Source organism: Pannonibacter sp. I15F10I1, from assembly GCF_900185665.1.
In the GTDB taxonomy this organism is placed as follows: Bacteria; Pseudomonadota; Alphaproteobacteria; order Rhizobiales; family Stappiaceae; genus Pannonibacter; species Pannonibacter indicus.
In genome coordinates this window covers 235,665-256,808 of the sequence record NZ_FYAN01000008.1, presented here as the reverse complement: position 1 = coordinate 256,808, position 21,144 = coordinate 235,665, and the positions used below count along the sequence as shown (strand labels likewise).

Genomic DNA, 21,144 nt, shown 5'->3' with positions numbered 1-21,144 from the left:
GTCCGGCGCAAAGGCTTGCCGCGGCCGGGGCCTGCCGCCGGGCAACAGACAATTTCATCTTCTCTGCAAACGAGTAGGCCCCGGCTCGCGCTACGCTTGGCCGGGGTGAACTCAGTACCGGCTACCAGTGCCCTGCCTCAGGCCCCGGCACACGTCAAACCCTGGAAATGACCCAGGCCGCCAGTTCGGCGAAGACCTGCCCTGCGGCGGTGTTCATGGCGCGTACGGCCTGATCGACAGACTGGCCGCCGGAGGCCACCTCGGCGCGGAAAACCATGCTGTCTACCGTCCGGCCGTTGCGGTCGTTCACGAGCCGGGCTGCAATCTCGACGACGCCGCGCGCACTGCCGGCGATATTCAGTTCAAAGGAGCGGATTTCGGTCTGGAGCTGATAGTCGATCAGCAAGCCATCCCCCGGCATGCCGACGCCGCGCAGGCGGCGGGTGTTCTCCAGCGTCCGGACGATTCCGGTCTGAACCACATTGCCAAGCTGATCGGCCCAGGCGGCCTGCGGGAAATAGGTGTAGACCGGCCCCTGCTGCACCACCGCAATGTTGCTGCTGTCGAGCGCCTGCAGCGCCTTCGGCACGGCGACCAGCACCTGCACGGGCTTGCGTGCCCCTTCTGCAGCGGCAGCCGCCGGAGCCTCAATGCCATAAAGCGCATTGGGAGCTGTGGAGGCACAGGCAGACAGGCCGGCCGCCAGGGCTCCAAGCCCCAGAAGCGTCAATGCGCGGCGGCGGTTGATCAGCGTTACAGCGTCGGTCATGCCCTTCGTCTTCCCGGCCTGTGCCGTTCCTTGCCAAGCCGCAGCGCCTCAACGCCATGGCCCTGTTTCGTCAGTGCTTCATCCGCCGGACTGCCCGGCAGGGCAGCCCCCGGCCTCAGCGCCGCTGCCCGCCGTTAAAGCGCGGCACATCGTCCCCGCCAAAGATCACCCGGTTCGGCGCGCGGTCAAAGTTCTCGATCGCCCGCTGCAGGGTGATGAAGGTACGGTTGACCTGCCCCAGCGTCGCGGCCAGATCAGCCGAGCCCTGTGAAGCGAACTTCGACAGGCCGTCGGCGATACCGCCCGCACGGCTTTCAAAGGCCTCTGCCACCTTGCGGATGGCCGTCATCGCCTTCGTCGCCTCGGTGATCAGGCCTTCGCCGTCGCCATCCACCATGGTGTTCACCTTGTCCATCAACCCGTCCAGCTTCTGAGACGAGGTGTTGAGGTTGGCGGCAACCGTCTTTGCGTCCGTGATGATCTGGTTCACATCGTCTGTGCGAGCGGAAAGGTCAGCCGACATGCGCTCCACATTGGTGGCTGCGTTGCGCGCCGAGGCGATCGTCTCGGCAATGGCGTTGCCCTGCCCGGCAATGGCGCTGACCGTACGGTCCACCGCATCGACAATCGAGGATATGCGCGCCGGATCGATCGCGGCGACCACCTCACCGGTGTCATCCACGGTCTTGATCAGGCCGGCGAGCAGCTTTTGCGCATCCCCGATCAGCGTGACAATATCGTCCTCACGGCTGCGGATCGTCTGCGCCACCTGATCCACATGCGCCATCGTGCTGGTGGTGCTGCGGATCAGGTCGTCAATGTCGGACGAGCGGTTGGACAGCACATCGCCAAGGCTCGCGGCACCTGCCACCACACGCTGCACCTCTTCCGGCTTCACCGCATTGACCACCGCCTCGACCTGCGTCAGGGAGGAGTTCATGCGCTCGGTGAACTGCTGCACATTGGCCACGGCGGAGCTGGCATCGCCCATGATCTGGCGGATTTCGGGCCCTGCGGCCTTCAGTGAATCCGAGAACTCGGTGATATTGACCACCAGTTCCTCAACCTTGTCATCCGGCACGGCAGCCAGGATACGTTCGCCCTGCATCACCAGCCCTTCCAGCTTGCCGGACAGCGAGCTGAAGGCGACCGTGGCCTCGCCGATGGAGGCCATGAAGTCCTTCACGCCATCGGAGTTCTGGGCGAGCGCAGCAGAGAATGTCTCGACATTGCGCATGGTGGAGGCGATGACCGGCTGGTTTTCGCGCAGCACATCGTTGATGGCTTCCAGCGTGCTGTCCGCCTTGCGCAACACATCGCGGCCATTTTCCAGCACGTCATCGAAGAAAGAGCGGTCTGCATAAATCACCGGCTCCTGGCCATTTTTCAGCGCATCCAGAAGCAGCCCGGTGTCCGTCGTGCCGCCCTTCAGGTCCACATAGGCAACGCCGGTCAGGCCCTGGAAGCCGAGAGTGGCCCGCACATCCTTGCGCAAGGGCGCATTGGGCGAAACGCGAATGGTTGCAATGACGATGCGCGGATCCTGCGGATCAAAGTCCAGACCCGATACATCGCCCACCTTGATCCCGTTGAACAGCACCTGCCCGCCAACGGGCAAGCCAGTCACAGCCCCCGGGAAAACAACCTTCACATTGACGCTCTTGCCGGAATCGGCCGCAGCCGCCAGCCAGTAAATGAACAGAAATGCCGCGACGAGAATGCCGAGAACGAAGCCGCCGATCATCACGTAATTTGCACGGGTTTCCATCAGCTGCCTTTCAAACCCTGCGCAGGGCGCGTTCGCCCCGGAAGTAGGATTTCACCCAAGGGTGCTCGCTCTTCATCATGTCATCCACTGTGCCGGCCAGCAGAACCCGCTTCTCGCCCAGAACCGCAATACGGTCGCAGATCGAATGCAGGCTATCAAGGTCATGTGTCACCATATAAACGGTCAGACCCAGGGTTTCACGCAACTTGGCGATCAAACCATCGAAGGCGGCCGCGCCAATCGGATCAAGGCCCGAGGTCGGCTCGTCGAGAAACACCAGATCGGGATCCAGCGACAGCGCACGGGCAAGGCTGGCACGCTTGACCATGCCGCCGGACAGCTCGGATGGATATTTATCCGCCGCATCGCGCGGCAGGCCCACCAGTTCCAGCTTCAGAAAGGCGAATTCATCCATCAGCCGCTGCGAAAGCCCGAGATATTCGCGCATCGGCACCTGGATGTTCTGCTTGACCGTCAGCGAGGAGAACAGCGCGCCCTGCTGGAACAGCACACCCCAGCGCCGCTCGATCCAGTTGCGCTCGTCCGGAGTGGCGCTGTCGAGGTCCTGGCCGAACACGGAAATGCGGCCAGCACGCCGCGGGGTAAGGCCGAGGATGGCCCGCATCAGCACCGACTTGCCGGTTCCCGACCCGCCGACGAACCCCAGCACCTCACCCCGGTAGACATCAAGATCCAGCTTGTCGAGGATGATCTTCTTGCCGAAGCCGACCGTGACGCCGCGCGCAGACAAGAGAACCTCCCGCTCCCGCGCAGGCTGAACCGTCTCATCCAGGGCGTCAGCAGTGCTCATCATGGCCCTTATACGTTGATGGCTGCAAAGAAGATGGCAAAAAGACCATCAACGACGATGACAAGGAAGATCGCCTTCACAACAGACATGGTGGTGTGACGGCCAAGGGAGTCAGCCGAACCGCCGACCTTCAGGCCTTCCACACAGGCAATGAGGCCGATGATCAGCGCCATGAACGGTGCCTTGACCATGCCAACGATGAAGGTCTGGACGGTGATGGCTTCTTCCAGACGGTTCAGATAGGCCGCTGGCGGGATCTCCAGATACCACCAGGTTACGAGTCCGGAGCCAGTCAGCGCCGCAAGATCAGATACGAAGGTCAGCACGGGCATGGCCGCCATCAGCGCCAGAAGGCGCGGCAGAATCAGCACCTCCGTCACATTGAGGCCAATGACCTGCAGGGCGTCGATTTCCTCCTGCATCTTCATGGAGCCAAGCTCTGCCGTAAAGGCGGAGCCGGACCGGCCGGCCACCATGATGGCGGTCAGCAGCACGCCGATCTCGCGCAGGACCAGCACGCCCGCCAGATCGACAACAAAGAGGTCTGCGCCAAATTGCCGCAAATAGAACCCGCCCTGCTGGGCGATGATGGCACCGATCAGGAAGCTCATCAGCGCAACAATCGGCACGGCCCCGATGCAGGACTTGTCGAATTGCACCGCAATGGCAATGCCGCGCAGGCGCTTGGGCTGAAACAGAACCGTGGCGACAACCGTGCTGAGCGAGCCCAGGATGTGCAGCATGGCGATGAAATCCTGCCATGCCTCAACCACCGACTTGCCGGTCGCTTCCATCAGATTGATCAGCATGCCCTGCCGCGGCTCATGGCTGGGCGGTGGCGGATGGTGGGCATCCACCTCGTTCAAGAGGATCTGCTGCTCCGGCCGCAGCCCTTCGACGCGCACACGCGTGCCTGAAAACTCGATACGCCCGCGCAGCCTGTGAATCAGCCAGGCGCCCGCCGTATCCAGCGCGCGCAGATCCGTAAGATCCAGCACAAGCTCAAGCTGCCCCTGCTCGCTGACAAGACCTTCCACGATCGCCTCGGCTTCCATGGCCGTGCGGATCACCCAGTCACCGGACAGGGCAACGGTCACGGCCTGTCCGTCATGGGTGGCCGTGCATCTGGGAGCGAGCAGTTGAACCTGTAATGTCATGCGTGCTGACGCAACCCCTTGCCGCTTCGAAGGACTACCCCCTATACCTGAGAGAAAGGCAGGCCGTCCAGACGCGCGGCCGGTGACAATCAATAGAGGCGGATCACATAATGGATATTGCGAACCCTTACCTGATGTTCCTTGGCGACGTGCCGGATGCGCTGGCGGCAAAGACAGCGCTCGGCGTGGTCGACTGGCGCCGGGACTGGTGCATCGGGCAGAATCGCCTGCCGGGCTGCCAGGCGGATGCCGGCCTGCCCGATATGACGATCCCGGCCGCGGCGAAGGCCGGCGCCAGGACCATGATCGTCGGCGCCGTGAATGCAGGAGGGCGCCTGCCGGATCACTGGGTTGCCTCCATCGTGGAAGCGCTTGACGCGGGGCTGGATGTGGCCAGCGGGCTGCATGTGCGCCTCGGCTCCATTCCCGCGATCAAGGAAGCAGCAGAGCGCAATGGCCGCCAGCTGTTCGACGTGCGCCACTCCGACATGACCTTCGCCACCGGCAAGGGCTCCAAGCGCAGCGGCAAGCGCATCCTCACCGTCGGCACCGATTGCTCGGTCGGCAAGAAGTACACCGCCCTCGCCATGGAGCGCGACATGCGCGCCCGCGGCTATGACTGCGACTTCCGCGCCACCGGCCAGACCGGCGTGTTCATTTCGGGCCGCGGCGTTGCCATCGACGCCGTGGTGGCCGATTTCATCTCCGGCGCCGTGGAATGGATTTCCCCGGCAGCGGACGAAAGCCACTGGGATGTGATCGAGGGTCAGGGCTCCCTGTTCCATCCGTCCTTCTCGGGCGTGACGCTTGGCCTGCTGCATGGCGCGCAGCCCGATGCCTTCATCGTCTGCCACGAGCCAACCCGCCGCACCATGCGCGGTGTGCAGACGCCCCTGCCCTCCATTCAGGAGGTCATCGACCTGACGATCCAGTGCGGCAAGCTGACAAATCCGGACATCCGTTGCATCGGCATTGCGGTGAATACGGCTGCCCTTGGCGATGCGGAAGCACAGGCCTATCTGGCGGAGCTTTCCGCAAAGTACAGCCTGCCCGCGACCGACCCCGTGCGCTACGGCATGGCCAAGGTGGTGGACAAGGTGGTTGAAATCTACGGCGAAGCCTGAGCCATGACATCGCCCCTCACCATCACGGCTGCGCATGAGCGCTTTGCCATCGAAGGCGGCTTCGCGATCTCGCGGGGCAGCCGCACCCATGCGGATGTGGTCACCGTCAGCATCAGCCGCGGCGGCCTCACCGGCCGCGGCGAATGCGTGCCCTACGCCCGCTATGGCGAGAGCATCGCCAGCGTGATGCAGCAGATCGAGGAGGCGGCAGCGCGCTTCGGTCAGGACATCAGCCGAACGCTGCTTCAGGCGGAAATGGAGGCAGGCGCGGCGCGCAACGCACTCGACTGCGCCCTGTGGGACCTTGAGGCCAAGACGGCCGGCACCAGTGCCGCGGCGCTCGCCGGCCTTGCCGGCATGAAGCCGCTGTTGACCGCCTATACGCTCAGCGTCGGCACGCCGGAGAGTATGGGGGCTGCCGCAGCCAAAGCGGCTTCCCGCCCGCTGCTGAAGGTGAAGCTGGCCGGACCGGGAGACGATGAGCGCATCGCCGCCGTCCGCGCCGCAGCACCGGAGGCAAGGCTGATCGTCGATGCCAACGAGGCCTGGGACGAAAGCTGCTTCGCGGTCAATATGGCGGCCTGTGTGGCCGCAGGCGTTGAACTGATCGAACAGCCCCTGCCGGCCGGCGATGACGGGCTTCTGGCCAGCGCAGAGCGGCCGATTGCGGTCTGTGCCGATGAAAGCCTGCACACCCGGCATGAGCTGGCGAGCCAGCGCCAACTCTACGATGCGGTCAACATCAAGCTCGACAAGGCCGGTGGCCTGACCGAAGCCCTGGCGCTGGCTGCAGATGCCAGAGCCCTGGGCTACAAGATCATGACCGGCTGCATGCTGGGCACGTCCCTCGGCATGGCCCCTGCCCTGCTCGTGGCCCAGACGGCCGATTTTGTCGATCTGGACGGCCCGCTGCTGCTGACCGCGGACCGGGACGGCGGCCTCACCTATGAAGGCAGCCTCGTCTATCCGCCACAGGCCAGCCTCTGGGGCTGAGCCCCCGGGAACCGAAGCGTCTCATACCAAGGCATTCGATGCCGACGCATCACGCCTTGAAAATGCTCAAGCGCCGCAAGGGTTTAACCAATGCTCGATGAGAAAAGCTCATCGAGCATTGATATCAGTCCGCCGCCCGTGTCTGACAGCCGGGGTGTCGGGCAAGGAAGAGAAGCCCGATCAGGGCCGCCGCCGCCATCACCGACATGGCGTAAAAGGCAAAAGCAGGCGCTGCCGCATAAAGCGGCCCGCTGAACCATGTGGCCGTCGCCGTCAGAAACCCGGTGGACGTTGCCATCAGGCTCTGCCCTGTCGCAGACCAGCGCATGGGCACGGCCTGCGCAATCAGCGCAACGCCTCCCAGATGCACGGCCCCAAAGGACAGCCCGTGCAGGGTCTGCATCGGCACGATGAAGGCCGGATCCTGCACATGGGTAAACAGCGCCCAGCGAAGCACCGAGCCTGCGGTCCCGATGATGATCAGACGCATGGGCGTCAGCCAGGCCGGCAGCCTTGCCGCAAACAGGAAGAGCAGGATCTCCGCCGTCACGCCGACGGACCAGAGCGGCCCCATCAGATGCTCTGGTACGCCCGTCTTGGTCCAGTAAATCGTTGAAAACGCATAATAAGCCGAATGCGCCGCCTGCGAGAGGCCGATGAGCGTGACCAGCGCCAGAAACCAGGGCTCACGGAAAACAGCAGGCTTCTTGTCTGCCGCCTGCGCCGCTGCGGAGGCCTCCCGGGCTTCACGTTCAGGATTGCGCATCGGGGGCAGCGTCCCGGCCACGAGCACGGTCGCCGCCATCGAGCCAAGGATACCGGCAAGATAGGGCATTTCCGTGTGCGGCATCATCAGCCATCCGGCAAGAACAGTGCCTGCCACGAAAGCCGCAGAACCCCAGAGACGCATGCGCCCATAGGGGGCGCCGGTCTGGCGCACGACATCCAGCGCGTATCCATCGGCCAGCGGCACAATCGGCGCCCAGCAGACCATCAGCCCCATCACCGCAACCACCGCCAGAACATAACTTGACGTAAAGGCAAATAGCGCAAGAAAAGCCATACCCATCAAAGAGTAAAAGCAGATCGAAAGACGGCGCAGGCCAGTCTTGTCGGAGAGTCCCGTCAGAAATGGAGAGGCTGCAATCTTTGCATATGTACCAATTGCGAGAGCAAATGAGACTTCCGTAACTGAGTATGATCTATTTGCAAGAATGATCGGAAAAAATGGGAGGAATAGTCCCGTACCGACAAAATTGACACCATAGAGAGCACTCACCCGGGGGGCGAGCCCAACTTGGAACATCTTCATGAAGGATCGAACCTTGACGGCCTAAAGGGATGTTAACTTCTTGGGCCTACTATACCGCATGAGTTGGAGGAACATTCGAATCGAATGTCCGCTGCAGCGAATAGGACGCCGAGACGATACGATGGCAGAAACCGAACCGCCAGTCCTGATACCGGAGCACGAGTATCTCACACTGGAGCAGACCCTTTCGGAATCGGATCGCGGCCGCCGCTTTCTGACCGAATATCTGCGCCGCCACCGCAGCTCCGAAACAAATTCCATTCTTGATGCCATCGCCCGGCTTGAGAAGATGATGCGCCGGGAACGCAGCGTTCCCGATCTCAACCGCATCCGCCTCGACATTGCCGACATGCATGAGGCGATCGAACGCACCAAGCGTGAGATTTCCAACATCAAGAAGGAAGACGAGGAGAGCAACCGTTTCACGGATGCCTCGCACGAGCTGGATGCGATCATCACGCAGACGGAAGGCGCGACGCAGGACATCCTGAACGCTGCAGAAAAAATCCAGGAATATGCCTGGACCCTGCGCGAAAACGGCGCGGACGAAGCGGTGTGCGACGATATCGATGCCAAGGCCACCGAAATCTTCATGGCCTGCTCCTTCCAGGATCTCACCGGCCAGCGCACCCAGAAGGTGGTGCATGTTCTGCGCTACCTCGAAAGCCGCATCAACCTGATGATCGGCATCTGGGGCATCGAGGACGTGAATGCCGACGATACCGCCGGCCCGGTCGATTCCCGCCCGGATGCGCATCTCCTCAACGGCCCGCAGCTTGCCGGCAAGGGCGTCAGCCAGTCTTTCGTCGATGACGTGATGGGCGGAGAAGCAGAAGACCAGAGCAGCGGTTTCTTCAGCGTCGAATTCGGCAATGAGCCAGCCGCTCCGGCTCCTTCCCCGGCGGCCAAGGCTGCAGCGGCCCAGGCTGCAAAGCCCGCCGCCAAGGCAGCTCCTGCCCCCGCGAAGATCGAAGAAGACCAGCATGTCGATCAGCTGGATGCAGCCACGATCGACGCCATTTTCGAGCAGACAGACGAAGCCTTTGCTGGCGAAGCCGGTTTCGATGACCCGGAACAGGAAATGGGCGAGGACGACATCGCCAAGCTGTTCGACATGGGCGGCGGTGATGAGACCCCGGCGGAAGAAACCCAGGCAGATGCCGAATGGGAAGCTGCCGAGGAATTTTCCGAGGACGAAGACCCGCTGGCCATGCTGACCGAGAGCGAGCGTCAGGCCCTGTTCAGCTGACCGTTCCAGAAACAGCACAATCCAAGGAAAACCCCGGCCACACCGGGGTTTTCGCATGTTTGAGACCTGATGAACCTGCTCAGACAGCCAGCGCCCTTGCAAGCGTTTCCGGATCGATGTTGCCGCCGGACAGGATCGCCACGACAGGGCCGTTCCCGGCGGGCATCTTGCCGAAGAGCACCGAGGCAAGCGCCACCGCTCCGCCCGGCTCCACCACCAGCTTCAGTTCGCGGAAGGCAAAGGCAACAGCGGCCAGGGCTTCGTCATCGCTCACCACCAGTCCGCGCGCCTTGCGGCGGGTCAGGACCTCGAAAGAGAGTTCGCCCGGGCTTTCGGTGAGGATCGCATCGCAGACCGAGCCGGAGCCACTGGCATTCACCTCGCGCCGCCCGCTGGCGAGCGAGCGGGCATAGTCGTCAAAGCCTGCCGGTTCGCAGGTATAGACCACGGCACCGGGCAGCCCCTCTTCCAGCCCCAGCGCCACACCGCTGGTGAGCCCGCCGCCGCCCGTGCAGGCTGCGACGGCTTCGATATCAAGACCGAGCGCTGCGGACTGGCGGACGATTTCAAGACCAATCGTGCCCTGCCCGGCAATGACGCCCCGGTCATCATAGGGATGCACGAAAGTGGCGCCGTTTTCCTCACAGATGGCCTTGGCGATGGCGATCCGGTCTTCGACGCCGCGCTTGTAGGTGACGACCCGGGCCCCCATCTCCGCCGTGCGCTTCAGTTTGATGGCAGGCGCATCCTCCGGCATCACGATGACGGCAGGCATGCCGAGGATGCGCGCCGCCTCCGCCACGCCTTGCGCATGATTGCCCGAAGAGCAGGCCACAACGCCGGCCGCACGCTCCCCCTCCGGGATCTGCGACAGACGGTTGAAGGCACCGCGGAACTTGAAGGAGCCCGTCCGCTGGAGATTTTCAGGCTTCAGCCAGACCTTCCGCCCCGCCGCTTCATCCAGCACCTTGAAGGACAGGAGCGGCGTTTCAAAAGCATGGCCTTGCAGCCGTGCGGCCGCGGCCTTCACATCATCAAGCGAGAGGGTACCTGTCATGGCCGGTCTCCGGAAATATGCGATTTCCGAGACCTAGCAACAGCTTGGCCATGCGGCAACGAAAGGCTTGTCACCGTGGCAATTCAGGCCGGGACAGGCTCAAGCGGGGACAGGCTCTGGCAGCTTGCCATCGTGGCGCGAACTATAGGCGTCAATGGCATTGTCGAGGAACTGGCGGGAGCTTGCCTCCCAGCTGAAGCCAAGCGCCACCTGGCGGCAATAGCTGCGGGGAATATCAAGAGCGGCAAGGGCTGCCGCCTGCAGGTCCGTATCGAGAACCCCTGCGCCGCTGTCGCCGATGACATCCAGCGGCCCCATCACAGGATAGGCCGCAACCGGCACGCCGCAGGCCAGCGCCTCCAGCAGCACATTGCCGAACGTATCCGTCAGCGAGGGGAAGACGAAGACATCGGCCGAAGCATAGGCACGGGCCAGATCTTCGCCCGTCTTGGGACCTGTGAAAAGCACGTCCGGATAGGCCTTGCGCAATGTCTCCAGCTGCGGGCCACTGCCGACGACCACCTTGCTGCCGGGCAGATCCAGATTGAGGAAAGCCTCGATGTTCTTTTCCACCGCCACCCGGCCCACATTCATGAAGATGGGGCGCGGCAGATCCGGCGGCAGGACAGAGCCCTCATAGGGGCGGAACAGCTCCGCATCCACCCCGCGCGACCAGCGCATCAGATGGGTGAAACCACGCTCGGCCAGATCCTTCTCCAGGCTGCCGGTCGCCACCATGCAGCCCTGCCCGGCATTGTGGAAGCGCCGCAGCCACCTGTAGGTGACAGACACCGGCACCGGCAGGCGCGCCGCCAGATATTCCGGAAAGCGCGTGTGATAGCTCGTCGTGAAGACCTTGCCCTGCTTCAGCGCGACAGAGCGGGCCATCAGACCCAGCGGGCCTTCGGTGGCAATGTGCAGATGGTCACAGGCGAACCGGTCCATGATCGCTGCCACGCGTGCGCGGGTGGTCAGCGACAGACGGATTTCCGGATAGGTGGGGCACGGCAGGGTGCGGAAGAGCTGCGGCGTCAGAAACTCAACGCGCAGACCCATGCGCAGCAACTGGTTCGCGGTCAATTCCAGAGAACGGACCACACCATTGATCTGCGGATGCCAGGCGTCTGTGACGATGAGAATAGATGTCATGCCGCGACGGAGCGCTCCCCCATCCCCTGTTCCGCCTGCTGTTCGGCCGGACGCTGCACCCATCTGATAACCTCGAACGTTCCGTCGTGATGCTCGGCAACCGCCGTGCAGCTTTCGACCCAGTCACCGGTGTTGATGTAGTGGATGCCGTCGATATCATGACTGGCGGCATGGTGAATGTGGCCGCAGATGACCCCGTGAACGCCCTTGCGGCGGGCTTCATCGGACAGGGCGTCCTCGAAGCGGCCGATGAAGTTCACGGCGTTTTTCACCTTCAGCTTTGCCCAGGCCGAGAGTGACCAGTAGGTGAGGCCGAGACGGCGGCGCACAAGATTGAAGCCGGTATTGAGCGCCAGCGCCGTCACATAGGCCTTGTCGCCGAAGAAGGCGAGCCACTTGGCATGACGGATGACCACGTCGAACTGGTCACCGTGGATGACCAGATACTCGCGCCCGTCTGCGGCCGTATGCACGACACTGTCCGCCACCTCGACGCCGCCGAAATGGGTCCCGAGGAAGTCCCGCAGGAATTCGTCATGATTGCCGGGAATATAGAAGATGCGCGCACCCTTGCGGGCCTTGCGCAGGATCTTCTGGATCACGTCATTATGCGCCTGCGGCCAGTACCAGCTGCGCTTCAGCCGCCAGCCGTCGACAATATCGCCGACCAGATACACGGTCTCGGCGTCATTGTACTTCAGGAAGTCGAGCAGAAGATCTGCCTGGCATCCGCGCGTCCCAAGATGAACATCCGAAATGAACAGGGCCCGGTAATGCTGGCCCTCCTGCAGAGCTGTCATGTCTGGCGCTCCCGATTACCTTTTGCCCCCTTAGACGCGATTCAGGTATCAGGATTATGACAGCAAAGTTTTTCACAAGCAGACGCCCAGTTTTCTGGCGAAATTTATTATTGAACAAAAGACATTTACGGAAAAATGCGACAGTTCAATGAATGACCGGAACGGACGTTTGTCCCGGAAATGCAAACGGCCGGCACCCGCGGGTACCGGCCGTCTTTGATACCGCTGGATAGGCGGTCAGAAGCGGTAGCGCATGGCAGCGCTGACGATGTTGACCGAGGCATCCGCCTTGCCGGCGAACACGATGGGCGCAGCCGCGCTGTAGTCCTGGTGCCCCGGCGCGATACGAATATTCGCATCGCGGCCGATGATGTGGGTGTAGCCCAGGTCGAAGGCCAGATTGTCCAGCACCTTGTAGCTGGCACCCGCGCTCAACCAGATCCGGTCACTGTCCGGCAGGCGGGCGGAGCGGATCTTGTCGTCAATGGGCGACCATTCATAGGCCGCACCTGCCCGAACAGTCAGGTGCTCGTTGACATCATATTCCGCACCCAGAGCCGCAAACCAGCCGTCGTTGTAGTTGAACTTCAGCGTGGTCAGCGTGGCGCCATTGGCCTGAAGCGTGACCTTGGGCGACTTCAACCGGCTCCAGTTGGCCCACTCCACGGTGCCAAGCACGCGAAAGCTGTCGGTGATGCGCTGCTTGGCAGACAAGGTGACGGTTTCGGGCGTGATCAGCGAGGCATAGATCGGAACTGCAGCGGCCGACGTGATCGTCCCGTCAAGATCGTGAGCCACACCCGAACGGTAGCCGAGACCGAACTCGGTACCGGCAAAGGGCTTGTAGATCACGCCTGCGGTAACACCCACGCCGATGTTGTCGCCTTCAAGCGTCGTGACGGGCGGCGTGGTGGAAGCATTCGTACCTGTTCTCAGCCGCACGCTGAAATACTGCACCTGCACACCCGCGCCAAAAGCCAGCTGGTCATTCACCTTATAGCCGACCATCGGGTTGGCGTTGATCGAGAACGCCTTCGAGCCCGCATTGTAGGTCTGGCCTGCCCAAGGCACGCCGCCATCCGGTTTGGTCGAAAGACCGAACGGCGCATTCACGGCAAGACCAAAGAATACCTGATCGTTGACGTTGTATGCCGTGTAGCTGGAGCCGATCCAGGCATCGGACGCAATGTCGCCGCCGTTGCCATAGGCGCGCAACGTGGAGGTCGAATCAAGATTGATATTGGCCTTGGGCGCAATCAGCGCGTGATGGGACTCGGTGGTGATGCCCAAGCCTGCACCTGTGATCGCCGCCGGGTTCCAGAACATCGACGAGATCGACGGACCGGTCGTTGCATTACCGGCGAAGGACATACCTTGATAATAAGCGCTCTGCTCACGCAGCGCAAAACCGCCTGCATAAGCCTGCCCCGCAACAGAGATCATCCCGATGGCGGTGGTGCACAGAGCCAGCGTCTTGCTGATACGAACCATGTTGCTCAAACCCTCCCAAGCATTCTCAAAGCCCTGCCAAGCTTTGTTCCTCAGGATCAACGGTCAGGCAAAATTCAGGATAGATCAATTGCAAAAGAACGCATGGCCGAGAACTTAGGATTTATGCTGCATTGCATCAATCCGGAAAACCAGCCTGCATTCCCTTTGGGAAGCTCAGCCCTGAATGACGGAAATATGTCATATTCAGCAGGATTGAGCGCTTCAAACCCCGCCTGCATTTCAGTTGCACATTTTTTAGTCAGATTTTCAATGATTTCACGCCGTTTCGTTTTCCAACGCCATGTTGCAGGATAGCAACAATTTGAGCTGCTAGACGGCAGGTTGCAGATGCCGCATGGCTCACACCAGATCCCAGAGAAGCTGGCGCACTCCCTGAAAATGCTCAAGACGCGCAAAACCCGGGCCTAAACCGGTAGTCACTCCCGGTGAGTCACTTCCAGTGAGTCACTTCCAGTGAGTCGGGGCCTGCCTGGAGTCTGTCAGGCCTTGTCGGCATCGCGCGCGGCAAGGAACCGCTGTACGGAGACCCGGCTCCAGGGCGCCAGCCGCGCCAGCGCCTTGCTGTAGCTGGCGTGGATGCGGGCTGTAAGCTCGTCCTTGGCCGCAAGCTCTCCCAGCACCAGCTCTGTTTCGCGGCGCAGCGCATCCAGCACGTCTTCGGGATAGAAGCGCAGCAGCACCCCGTCGTCCTTCTGCAGGCTCGCAAGGCTGCCCGCATTCATCCATTCGCTTTCGGCCAGCGAGCGCCCGTTCTCGGCCTTGCAGGCCTCCAGAACGATGGTTCTGAGATCTTCCGGCAGCCCTTCCAACGCATTCCTGTTGAACAGCGCCTCGCCGGTGCCGTTCGGCTCGTGGAAGCCGGGGGCATAGTAGAACTTGGCCACCTTCTGGAAGCCCATGGCCTGATCGCTCCACGGGCCCAGAAACTCGGTTGCGTCGATGAGACCGGATTGCAGCGCCGGAAAGATTTCACCCGGCGGCAGGGCGACTGGAGTTGCCCCCAAGCGGCGCATGACCTCGCCGCCCAATCCGGGCATGCGGATCTTCAGGCCGGCAAGATCATCAAGCGTGTTGATTTCCTTGCGGAACCAGCCGCCCATCTGCACGCCGGTGTTGCCCGCCATCACCGGCTTGATGCCGAAGGGGGCGTAAAGCTCGTCCCACAGCGCCTGCCCGCCACCCTGCTCGATCCAGGTGATGTGCTCGAGCGGCAGAAGACCGAAGGGAATCGCCGTAAACCAGACGGCGGCCGGCATCTTGCCCTGCCAGAAGAAGGAGGCCGTGTGCGCCACCTGTGCCGTACCGGCTGACACGGCATCGAACACACCGAGCGGCGGCACCAGTTCGCCGGCCGCAAAGAGCCGCACCCGCATGCGCCCGCCCGACATTTTCTCGATCCGGTCGCAGATCGTCTGGGCGGTCGTGCCCGGTCCCGGCAGGTTCTTCTGCCAGGAGGTCACCATCTTCCACTCGATCACCGCTGCGCCCGTATTGGCAAGCGCAGGCGCGGCCAGCAGCGAAGCGGCGCTGACCGCGCCCAGCTTGAGGGCCTGACGGCGCGAGGCGAACGGCTTGTTCTCAGTCGGCATGGCTTGTCTCCCAGAGCGCGTGGAAATGATGCACGGGCCCATGGCCTTCACCGATCTTGAGATCATCGGCCGCGCGGATGGCATGGGTCACATAGAGCTTCGCCCCGGCAACCGCATCCGGCAGCGAAAAGCCTTTGGCAAGGCCCGCAGCAATGGCGGACGACAGGGTGCAGCCGGTTCCGTGGCTGTTGCGCGTGGCATGGCGGGGGGCAGTGAACCACTGTTCGCGTCCATCGCGGGTCAACAGCAGATCCTCGCTCTCCGGCCCCTCCCCGTGGCCGCCCTTCAGCAGCACGGCCCTGGCGCCCAGATCCAGCAGCGCCTGCGCCTGAGCGCGCATGCCCTCCCGGCCCTGTGCGATCTCGGTATTCAGCATGCGGGCAGCTTCCGGCAGGTTCGGCGTGATCAGCTGCGCGCGCGGCAGCAGTTCCGCAATCAGCACGGAGACCGCTTCCGGCACCAGCAGCGGGTCGCCGGAGGCTGCGACCATCACCGGATCGAGCACCACATTGGAGGCTTCATGCGCATCCAGACCTTCGGCCACGGCACGGATCACGTCCGGACGCGACAGCATGCCGATCTTGATGGCATTGACCTTGAGATCGGACAGCACCGCATCCATCTGCCCCCGCACGAAGGCAGGGGGAATGTCATGAATGGCGCTGACGCCGAGCGTGTTCTGCGCCGTCAGTGCGCTCAGCACGCTGGCGCCATAGACACCGAGCGCCGAGAAGGTCTTGAGATCAGCCTGGATACCGGCTCCGCCGCCGGAATCCGAGCCTGCGATGGTCAGGGCAATGGCAGTCATGGTTCCTCCTGAAATCAGGCTGGCAGCAGCTCAGGCGAGCCGCAGGTGCGCGCCAATCTGCGGCGCATCAAGCCCGTAAAGGGCATCAAGGAATGCCGGGACGAAACTGCCCGGCCCGGCGGCTGTCACGGCAGCCCTTTCTCCGGCAATCGCCATGATGGACAGCGCCGCAGCCGCAGCCACCACCGGATCCGGCTCCACGGCAAGTGCAGCCGCAGCCACCGCTCCGGCAGCACATCCGGTCGCCGTCACCTTGCCCATCAGCGGATGGCCATTGGCAAGGCGCAGGCCTTGCGTGCCGCTGCTGATGTCATCCACAGCACCCGTCATTGCAACGGGAAGCCCCAGCTGGCGGGAAAGTTCCAGAACTGACGCCCCGCCGCCAAGAGCTGCAAGCTCCCCGGCGTTGATCTTCAGCAAGGACGGCTTCAGCGCCAGCAGGCGCCGGGCCTCACTCAGGCGCGGCGGCGAACGGTCGGCAAAGACGGGATCCAGCACCCAGGGCTTGCCCTCGCCAGCTGCAATGCTGATAGCGCGGTTTGCGGCTTCCTTGCGCGCTTCGTCCAACGTGCCGAGGTTGACCAGCAGCGCCTGCGCAGAAGCCGTGAAGAAGGGCACTTCTTCCGGCGAAATCGTCATGGACGGAATGGCGCCCAGCGCCAGCAGCACATTGGCGGTGAAGGCCTGCGCCACGGCATTGGTGAGGCAATGCACACGGGGCGCAGATACGCGGATCTTCTCCAGCACCTCCGCCGTGCGCAAAGCCAGCTGATCTGCAGTGATGTGAGACCTGGCAGCAGCATCCGCTGCGCCGCGTGCCGTTTGACCGCTCATCATCCCAAATCCCTCCGCCGGTACAAGCCGGATCAGGTTCAAGGAGTTGGCACCATCGCCTCTCAGCCCGGCGCATCCGGCGGGCACCCCCATGAGACGGCAAAGAGCTACCAAGCCCGGTCCGGCTTGGCAAGCATGCTCTGCCGGCGGCAAGCGAGCGCAGCGATTGACTGGCGGCGGCGGATCGGCCATGTCCTTTGACAGGACAGCCCTCAGGAGCACGCCATGAAGCCCTTCTTCATCATGATCAAATGCCACCTCGGCGAGACCTACAAGGTCGCCAATGCCATTGCGGATGCCGAGATCGCTTCGGAAATCTACTCCACGAGCGGCGACTATGACCTGCTGGTGAAGGTCTATATCGAGGATGGCGAGGACATCGGCCACTTCGTCAACGAGAAGCTGCATTGCCTCGAAGGCATCCGCGACACCCGCACCATCATCACCTTCAAGGCATTCTGAGACACCATTCAGCCTGCACCGGGCGATGAAAGCCGGGGCGCAGGCTGAGGGTCAGGGCCGCAGCGGCGAGGAGGCCTTGCGCGCCCGGCTGTCGTCCTTGCCCAGCGCCCGTTCGCGGTAGATGACGAAGAGGCCCGCCGCCACCACGATCAGCGCACCGGCCACCACCTGCCAAACCGGAATGTCGCCAAAGATCGCCCAGCTGAGCAGCACCGCCCACAGCAGGTTGGCATAGTCGAAGGGCGCGATGGTTGAGGCATCGGCATAGCGGTAGCTCTCGGTCATGACGATCTGGCCCACACCGCCCGCAAGCCCGACGAAGACGAGCAAGGCTGCCGTTCTTCCATCCGGAATGACCCAGGCATAATCGGTAAAGATCCAGCCAAACGGAATGGTCGAAAGCGAAAGCAATGAGGCACAGCCGGAAAACCAGATGACAATGGTGCTGGTGCGCTCGGTCTCGCAGAGCTTGCGCACGAAGATCATCGCCATGGCCGTGCAGAAGGCGCCAGCGGCCGCAGCTGCCGCGCCGAACCAGGCATCGCCGCTCATTTCCGTGCCGCCCATATGCGGGGACAGGATGACGACAATGCCGAGGAACCCGATGATAACCGCCGTCCAGCGGTAGATGCGCACCGTCTCGCCAAGGAAGAAGAAGGCCAGAACCACCGTGAACAGCGGTGCGGCAAAGCCGATGGCGGTCGAGTCGGCGATGGGCAGATATTTCAGCGAGGTGAAGGCAAACAGCATGGCCGCAATGCCCGCCATGGCACGCCCCACATGGCCAAGCGGCTGGCGGGTATGAAGAGAGCCGGTCAGCTCACCGCGCAGCGCCACGAGCAGCAGCACCGGAAACAAACCGAAGAAGTTGCGGGCAAAGACGATCTCGCCGATCGGCACGCTTTCTGTGGTGATCTTCAGGGCCACCGCCATGCTGGCGAAGGTGAAGGTGGAGCACAGCTTCAGCGCAATGCCCAGGACGGGCCTTTGTGACGTCAGCACTGCGGCTTGCGGCGGAACGGAAGCACCCTCACCGGAAGCCAATACGCGGCTTTCCGCCTCGCCCTCGTCAGGAGCGTTCGAATCCCTCATGGCCATGTGATCGTCCAAAGGTCCGGCGCCGGGGCGGGCATGAAGAGACGGGGCGCCGGTCCCAAGCCTCATCTCAAATCTGCGGGTGCCGTGGCAACTTCGCCGTGCGCACCATGCATGCTACTGTATACAAGGGTAGCAAACCGGTCTCGAAATTCCAGACCATATTGCCGCAGCTTACAGAATTTTACGCTGCCGGGCGGAAGAGGCAACCGGCGATGGTCCAAATGAGGGGGCAGCGCAGTCACCTGCGCTGCCCGGTTTCGCATTGCGTTGTCAGACGCGGGCGGCCTGAATGGCCTGCCAGACCCGGTGCGGGGTGGCGGGCATGTCGATATGCTCCACCCCTGCCCCATCGCGCAGCGCCATCTGCAGGGCATTCATCACAGCCGCGCAGCCGCCGATGGTGCCAGCCTCGCCAGCGCCCTTGATGCCCAGCGCGTTGGTGGTGGACGGCACGTTCTTCGTCTCGAAGTGAATGTCCGGCAGGTCCGATGCCCGGATCAGGCGGTAATCGAGCAGCGAGGCCGTCAGCAGCTGGCCATCGGCATCGAACACCGTCTCCTCGCACAGGGCCTGACTGATCGCCTGCACCGTGCCGCCGATGACCTGTCCGGCGAGCAGAACCGGGTTCACCGTGACGCCGAAGTCATCAACGATGGTGTAGTTCAGCAATTCCACATCGCCCGTTTCCGGGTCCACTTCCAGCTCGCAGACATGCGTGCCGTTCGGATAGGTCGCTTCGGCCTGCTTCACCTCTTCCTGACCGGCGAGTTTTTCACCCGCTGCAGCGGCAACCGCAGCCAGCGAAACGGAACGGTCGGTACCGACGACACGGACCTCTCCATCCACCAGCTCCAGATCCTCAATGCCGGTTTCCAGCTGATCGGCGGCCTTTTCCTTGATCTTGCGGACAAGGCTCTTCGAGGCTTCCAGCACCGACGGCAGGCCGAGCGGAATGGAGCGGGAGCCGCCCGTGCCGCCGCCCTGACGCACCCGGTCGGTATCGCCCTGGATCACCTCGATCTGGCCGATATCAAGCCCCAGCTGTTCGGCGATCACCTGCGAATAGGCGGTGGCATGGCCCTGACCGTTGGTCTGGGTGCCGATCAGCAGCGTCACCGTGCCATTGCCGTTCAGTTCCACCGTCGCCTCTTCCCCGCCGGGGAAGGCGCAGGCCTCGATGTAGCTGCAAAGACCGATGCCGCGGTATTTGCCGCGAGCAGCACTTTCCGCCTGGCGGGCGGCAAAACCGCTCCAGTCCGACACCTCAAGCGCCTTGTCCATGTGCCCAGCAAAATCACCGGTGTCATACATGCGGCCCGTCGCCGTGGTGTAGGGCAGCGCGCTGGAGGGCACGAAGTTGCGGCGGCGGATTTCCGCCGTGCCAAGGCCGGTCTCAAGTCCTGCCTTCTCGATCAGCCGTTCGATCAGATAGGCCGCTTCCGGACGGCCCGCACCGCGGTAGGCATCAGTCGGCACCGTGTGGGTGTAGACGCCGGTCGCCGTGACGAAAAGCGCCGGAATATCATAGAGCCCCGTGGACATGGACGTGCCGACGAAGGGGATGAACGGGCCATACTGGTGCAGATAGGCACCCATGGCCGCCAGCACCTGGATGCGCAGGCCAAGGATGCGGCCATCGGCATCCAGCGCCAGGTCGGCGGTGGTGATGTTGTCGCGGCCATGCGCGTCGGTGACGAAGTGGTCCATGCGGTCGCCGGTCCACTTCACCGGACGGCGCAGCTTCTCCGCCGCAAACAGGCAGAGCGGATATTCCCGGTAGACGAACATCTTGGTGCCGAAGCCGCCGCCCACTTCCGGGGTGATGATGCGCAGCCGTGCCGGATCGATGCCGAGGATATCCTTGGCGATGATGTCCCGCTGGCCATGGCCGCCCTGCGTGCCCGCCGTCAGCGTGTAGCGGCCGCTGTCCGCATCATATTCGGCAAGGCAGGCGCGCGGCTCCATGTAGTTGGCCACGAGCCGGTTGTTGACGAGACGGATAGAGGTGACATGCGAGGCGTTGCGGAAGGCTTCTTCCGTCTTCGCCTCATCGCCATGGCCGAGGCGGAACGCCTTGTTGGTGCCATGCTCCGGCCAGACAAGCGTTGCCCCGTCCTGAGCCGCCTCCTCGATATCGACGATCACATCGAGCGGCTCATAATCCACCTCGATCAGTTCCGCCGCCGACTTGGCCGCATTGACGCTGTCAGCGACGACGAAGGCAATGGCATCGCCCACGTGGCGGACGGTATCGGTGCAGAGCACGGGCCGCACGGGGCACCAGTGCATGGTGCCGTCCAGCTGCTTCATCACCGCCTTCACCGGCATCGGCTTCATGCCGTCAAGGTCAGCCGCGGTCAGCACCATCGCCACACCCGGATGGGCGCGGGCCTCATCGAGACCGGAGACGGAAATCCGGGCATGCGCCATGGCGGAGCGCAGCACATAGGCATGCAGCGTGCCCTCGGGGGCAAAGTCATCCGTGTAGCGGCCTGTGCCGGTGATCAGGGCAGGATCTTCCTTGCGGCGGACCGGGGCACCGATCCCGAATTTCTTCGGCGTCATCTGGTTCATCTGGAAACGGCCTCGATTGTTATGGGCTGATGCAGCCATGCGGCGCGTGGGGATTGGCCTGAAGGGGCTGCGAAGCTT

Annotated in this window: 18 protein-coding genes and 1 riboswitch; of the genes, 4 read left to right on the top strand and 14 right to left on the bottom strand. The window is 63.0% G+C overall.

All coding sequences use genetic code 11. From position 1 onward, the window contains the following. Nucleotides 1–154: 154 nt before the first annotated feature. The 4 genes from IF10I1_RS07100 to IF10I1_RS07085 all read right to left on the bottom strand — a co-directional run bounded on the left by IF10I1_RS07100 (nt 155) and on the right by IF10I1_RS07085 (nt 4,445). Nucleotides 155–769 (bottom strand): ABC-type transport auxiliary lipoprotein family protein, encoded by a 615-nt coding sequence (locus tag IF10I1_RS07100; protein WP_186392015.1) that lies wholly within the window; start codon nt 767–769, stop codon nt 155–157. Nucleotides 770–884: 115 nt separating this feature from the next. Continuing rightward, nucleotides 885–2,537 carry an MCE family protein gene (locus IF10I1_RS07095; protein WP_186392016.1) on the bottom strand — a complete coding sequence of 551 codons (1,653 nt, stop codon included), beginning with the start codon at nt 2,535–2,537 and terminating at the stop codon, nt 885–887. A 10-nt stretch (nt 2,538–2,547) separates the two neighbouring features. Continuing rightward, nucleotides 2,548–3,348 (bottom strand): ABC transporter ATP-binding protein, encoded by an 801-nt coding sequence (locus IF10I1_RS07090; RefSeq protein ID WP_208977185.1) that lies wholly within the window; start codon nt 3,346–3,348, stop codon nt 2,548–2,550. Between the two features lie 8 nt (nt 3,349–3,356). Beyond that, entirely contained in the window at nt 3,357–4,445 is a 1,089-nt protein-coding gene (locus IF10I1_RS07085; RefSeq protein ID WP_099052107.1) for an ABC transporter permease, read from the bottom strand. 170 nt (nt 4,446–4,615) lie between these two features. Between IF10I1_RS07085 and dgcN the strand changes: the two genes are divergently transcribed. Then, nucleotides 4,616–5,629, top strand: a complete 1,014-nt coding sequence (dgcN, locus tag IF10I1_RS07080; protein WP_050474161.1) for an N-acetyltransferase DgcN — start codon at nt 4,616–4,618, stop codon at nt 5,627–5,629. 3 nt (nt 5,630–5,632) lie between these two features. Further along, nucleotides 5,633–6,622: an N-acetyl-D-Glu racemase DgcA gene (dgcA, locus tag IF10I1_RS07075; RefSeq protein WP_186392017.1), complete on the top strand. Its 990-nt coding sequence runs from the start codon at nt 5,633–5,635 to the stop codon at nt 6,620–6,622. A gap of 124 nt (nt 6,623–6,746) precedes the next feature. Here the strand turns inward: dgcA and IF10I1_RS07070 are convergent, their stop codons facing one another. After that, a complete protein-coding gene (locus IF10I1_RS07070; RefSeq protein ID WP_094463298.1) occupies nt 6,747–7,928 on the bottom strand; it encodes an MFS transporter in 1,182 nt (393 codons plus the stop codon). A gap of 127 nt (nt 7,929–8,055) precedes the next feature. On the opposite strand from IF10I1_RS07070, the gene IF10I1_RS07065 reads away from it, so the two are divergent. Continuing rightward, nucleotides 8,056–9,183, top strand: a complete 1,128-nt coding sequence (locus IF10I1_RS07065) for a protein phosphatase CheZ (protein ID WP_186424412.1) — start codon at nt 8,056–8,058, stop codon at nt 9,181–9,183. A 79-nt stretch (nt 9,184–9,262) separates the two neighbouring features. On the opposite strand, the gene IF10I1_RS07060 is transcribed toward IF10I1_RS07065, so the two are convergent. The 7 genes from IF10I1_RS07060 to thiM form a co-directional block, all read right to left on the bottom strand. Next, complete coding sequence (locus IF10I1_RS07060) at nt 9,263–10,240, bottom strand: threonine/serine dehydratase (protein WP_186415038.1); 978 nt, start codon at nt 10,238–10,240, stop codon at nt 9,263–9,265. Between the two features lie 99 nt (nt 10,241–10,339). Then, nucleotides 10,340–11,389, bottom strand: a complete 1,050-nt coding sequence (locus IF10I1_RS07055) for a glycosyltransferase family 1 protein (RefSeq protein ID WP_050474166.1) — start codon at nt 11,387–11,389, stop codon at nt 10,340–10,342. Continuing rightward, entirely contained in the window at nt 11,386–12,189 is an 804-nt protein-coding gene (locus IF10I1_RS07050; RefSeq protein WP_058899404.1) for a UDP-2,3-diacylglucosamine diphosphatase, read from the bottom strand. The genes IF10I1_RS07055 and IF10I1_RS07050 overlap by 4 nt, the downstream gene beginning before the upstream one ends. 237 nt (nt 12,190–12,426) lie before the next feature. Continuing rightward, complete coding sequence (locus IF10I1_RS07045) at nt 12,427–13,680, bottom strand: OmpP1/FadL family transporter (protein WP_058899403.1); 1,254 nt, start codon at nt 13,678–13,680, stop codon at nt 12,427–12,429. A gap of 500 nt (nt 13,681–14,180) precedes the next feature. Further along, a complete protein-coding gene (locus IF10I1_RS07040) occupies nt 14,181–15,290 on the bottom strand; it encodes a TRAP transporter substrate-binding protein (protein WP_186415039.1) in 1,110 nt (369 codons plus the stop codon). Continuing rightward, nucleotides 15,280–16,098, bottom strand: a complete 819-nt coding sequence (gene thiD, locus IF10I1_RS07035) for a bifunctional hydroxymethylpyrimidine kinase/phosphomethylpyrimidine kinase (RefSeq protein WP_186415040.1) — start codon at nt 16,096–16,098, stop codon at nt 15,280–15,282. The genes IF10I1_RS07040 and thiD overlap by 11 nt, the downstream gene beginning before the upstream one ends. A gap of 30 nt (nt 16,099–16,128) precedes the next feature. Continuing rightward, nucleotides 16,129–16,932, bottom strand: a complete 804-nt coding sequence (thiM, locus tag IF10I1_RS07030) for a hydroxyethylthiazole kinase (RefSeq protein WP_186392024.1) — start codon at nt 16,930–16,932, stop codon at nt 16,129–16,131. Further along, nucleotides 16,924–17,033: riboswitch (TPP riboswitch) on the bottom strand. Its footprint overlaps the gene before it by 9 nt. 124 nt (nt 17,034–17,157) lie before the next feature. On the opposite strand from thiM, the gene IF10I1_RS07025 reads away from it, so the two are divergent. After that, the gene (locus tag IF10I1_RS07025) at nt 17,158–17,394 is read left to right on the top strand and encodes an Lrp/AsnC ligand binding domain-containing protein (RefSeq protein WP_019964510.1); all 237 of its coding nucleotides are present in this window, start codon (nt 17,158–17,160) and stop codon (nt 17,392–17,394) included. A gap of 51 nt (nt 17,395–17,445) precedes the next feature. Here the strand turns inward: IF10I1_RS07025 and IF10I1_RS07020 are convergent, their stop codons facing one another. Next, nucleotides 17,446–18,492 (bottom strand): DMT family transporter, encoded by a 1,047-nt coding sequence (locus tag IF10I1_RS07020; RefSeq protein WP_186415041.1) that lies wholly within the window; start codon nt 18,490–18,492, stop codon nt 17,446–17,448. 270 nt (nt 18,493–18,762) lie between these two features. Beyond that, nucleotides 18,763–21,066, bottom strand: coding sequence for a xanthine dehydrogenase family protein molybdopterin-binding subunit (locus tag IF10I1_RS07015; RefSeq protein WP_186392026.1), 2,304 nt, complete (start codon nt 21,064–21,066; stop codon nt 18,763–18,765). Between the last annotated feature and the right edge of the window lie 78 nt (nt 21,067–21,144).

Excerpts from the sequence above, each read along its gene's own strand:
- IF10I1_RS07050 (WP_058899404.1), bottom strand. The coding sequence starts at position 12,189 with ATGACAGCTCTGCAGGAGGGCCAGCATTACCGGGCCCTGTTCATTTCG.
- dgcN (WP_050474161.1), top strand. The coding sequence starts at position 4,616 with ATGGATATTGCGAACCCTTACCTGATGTTCCTTGGCGACGTGCCGGAT.
- IF10I1_RS07015 (WP_186392026.1), bottom strand. The coding sequence starts at position 21,066 with ATGAACCAGATGACGCCGAAGAAATTCGGGATCGGTGCCCCGGTCCGC.
- thiM (WP_186392024.1), bottom strand. The coding sequence starts at position 16,932 with ATGAGCGGTCAAACGGCACGCGGCGCAGCGGATGCTGCTGCCAGGTCT.
- IF10I1_RS07020 (WP_186415041.1), bottom strand. The coding sequence starts at position 18,492 with ATGGCCATGAGGGATTCGAACGCTCCTGACGAGGGCGAGGCGGAAAGC.
- IF10I1_RS07045 (WP_058899403.1), bottom strand. The coding sequence starts at position 13,680 with ATGGTTCGTATCAGCAAGACGCTGGCTCTGTGCACCACCGCCATCGGG.
- IF10I1_RS07060 (WP_186415038.1), bottom strand. The coding sequence starts at position 10,240 with ATGACAGGTACCCTCTCGCTTGATGATGTGAAGGCCGCGGCCGCACGG.
- IF10I1_RS07065 (WP_186424412.1), top strand. The coding sequence starts at position 8,056 with ATGGCAGAAACCGAACCGCCAGTCCTGATACCGGAGCACGAGTATCTC.
- IF10I1_RS07090 (WP_208977185.1), bottom strand. The coding sequence starts at position 3,348 with ATGAGCACTGCTGACGCCCTGGATGAGACGGTTCAGCCTGCGCGGGAG.
- thiD (WP_186415040.1), bottom strand. The coding sequence starts at position 16,098 with ATGACTGCCATTGCCCTGACCATCGCAGGCTCGGATTCCGGCGGCGGA.
- IF10I1_RS07040 (WP_186415039.1), bottom strand. The coding sequence starts at position 15,290 with ATGCCGACTGAGAACAAGCCGTTCGCCTCGCGCCGTCAGGCCCTCAAG.
- dgcA (WP_186392017.1), top strand. The coding sequence starts at position 5,633 with ATGACATCGCCCCTCACCATCACGGCTGCGCATGAGCGCTTTGCCATC.
- IF10I1_RS07095 (WP_186392016.1), bottom strand. The coding sequence starts at position 2,537 with ATGGAAACCCGTGCAAATTACGTGATGATCGGCGGCTTCGTTCTCGGC.
- IF10I1_RS07025 (WP_019964510.1), top strand. The coding sequence starts at position 17,158 with ATGAAGCCCTTCTTCATCATGATCAAATGCCACCTCGGCGAGACCTAC.
- IF10I1_RS07070 (WP_094463298.1), bottom strand. The coding sequence starts at position 7,928 with ATGTTCCAAGTTGGGCTCGCCCCCCGGGTGAGTGCTCTCTATGGTGTC.
- IF10I1_RS07055 (WP_050474166.1), bottom strand. The coding sequence starts at position 11,389 with ATGACATCTATTCTCATCGTCACAGACGCCTGGCATCCGCAGATCAAT.
- IF10I1_RS07100 (WP_186392015.1), bottom strand. The coding sequence starts at position 769 with ATGACCGACGCTGTAACGCTGATCAACCGCCGCCGCGCATTGACGCTT.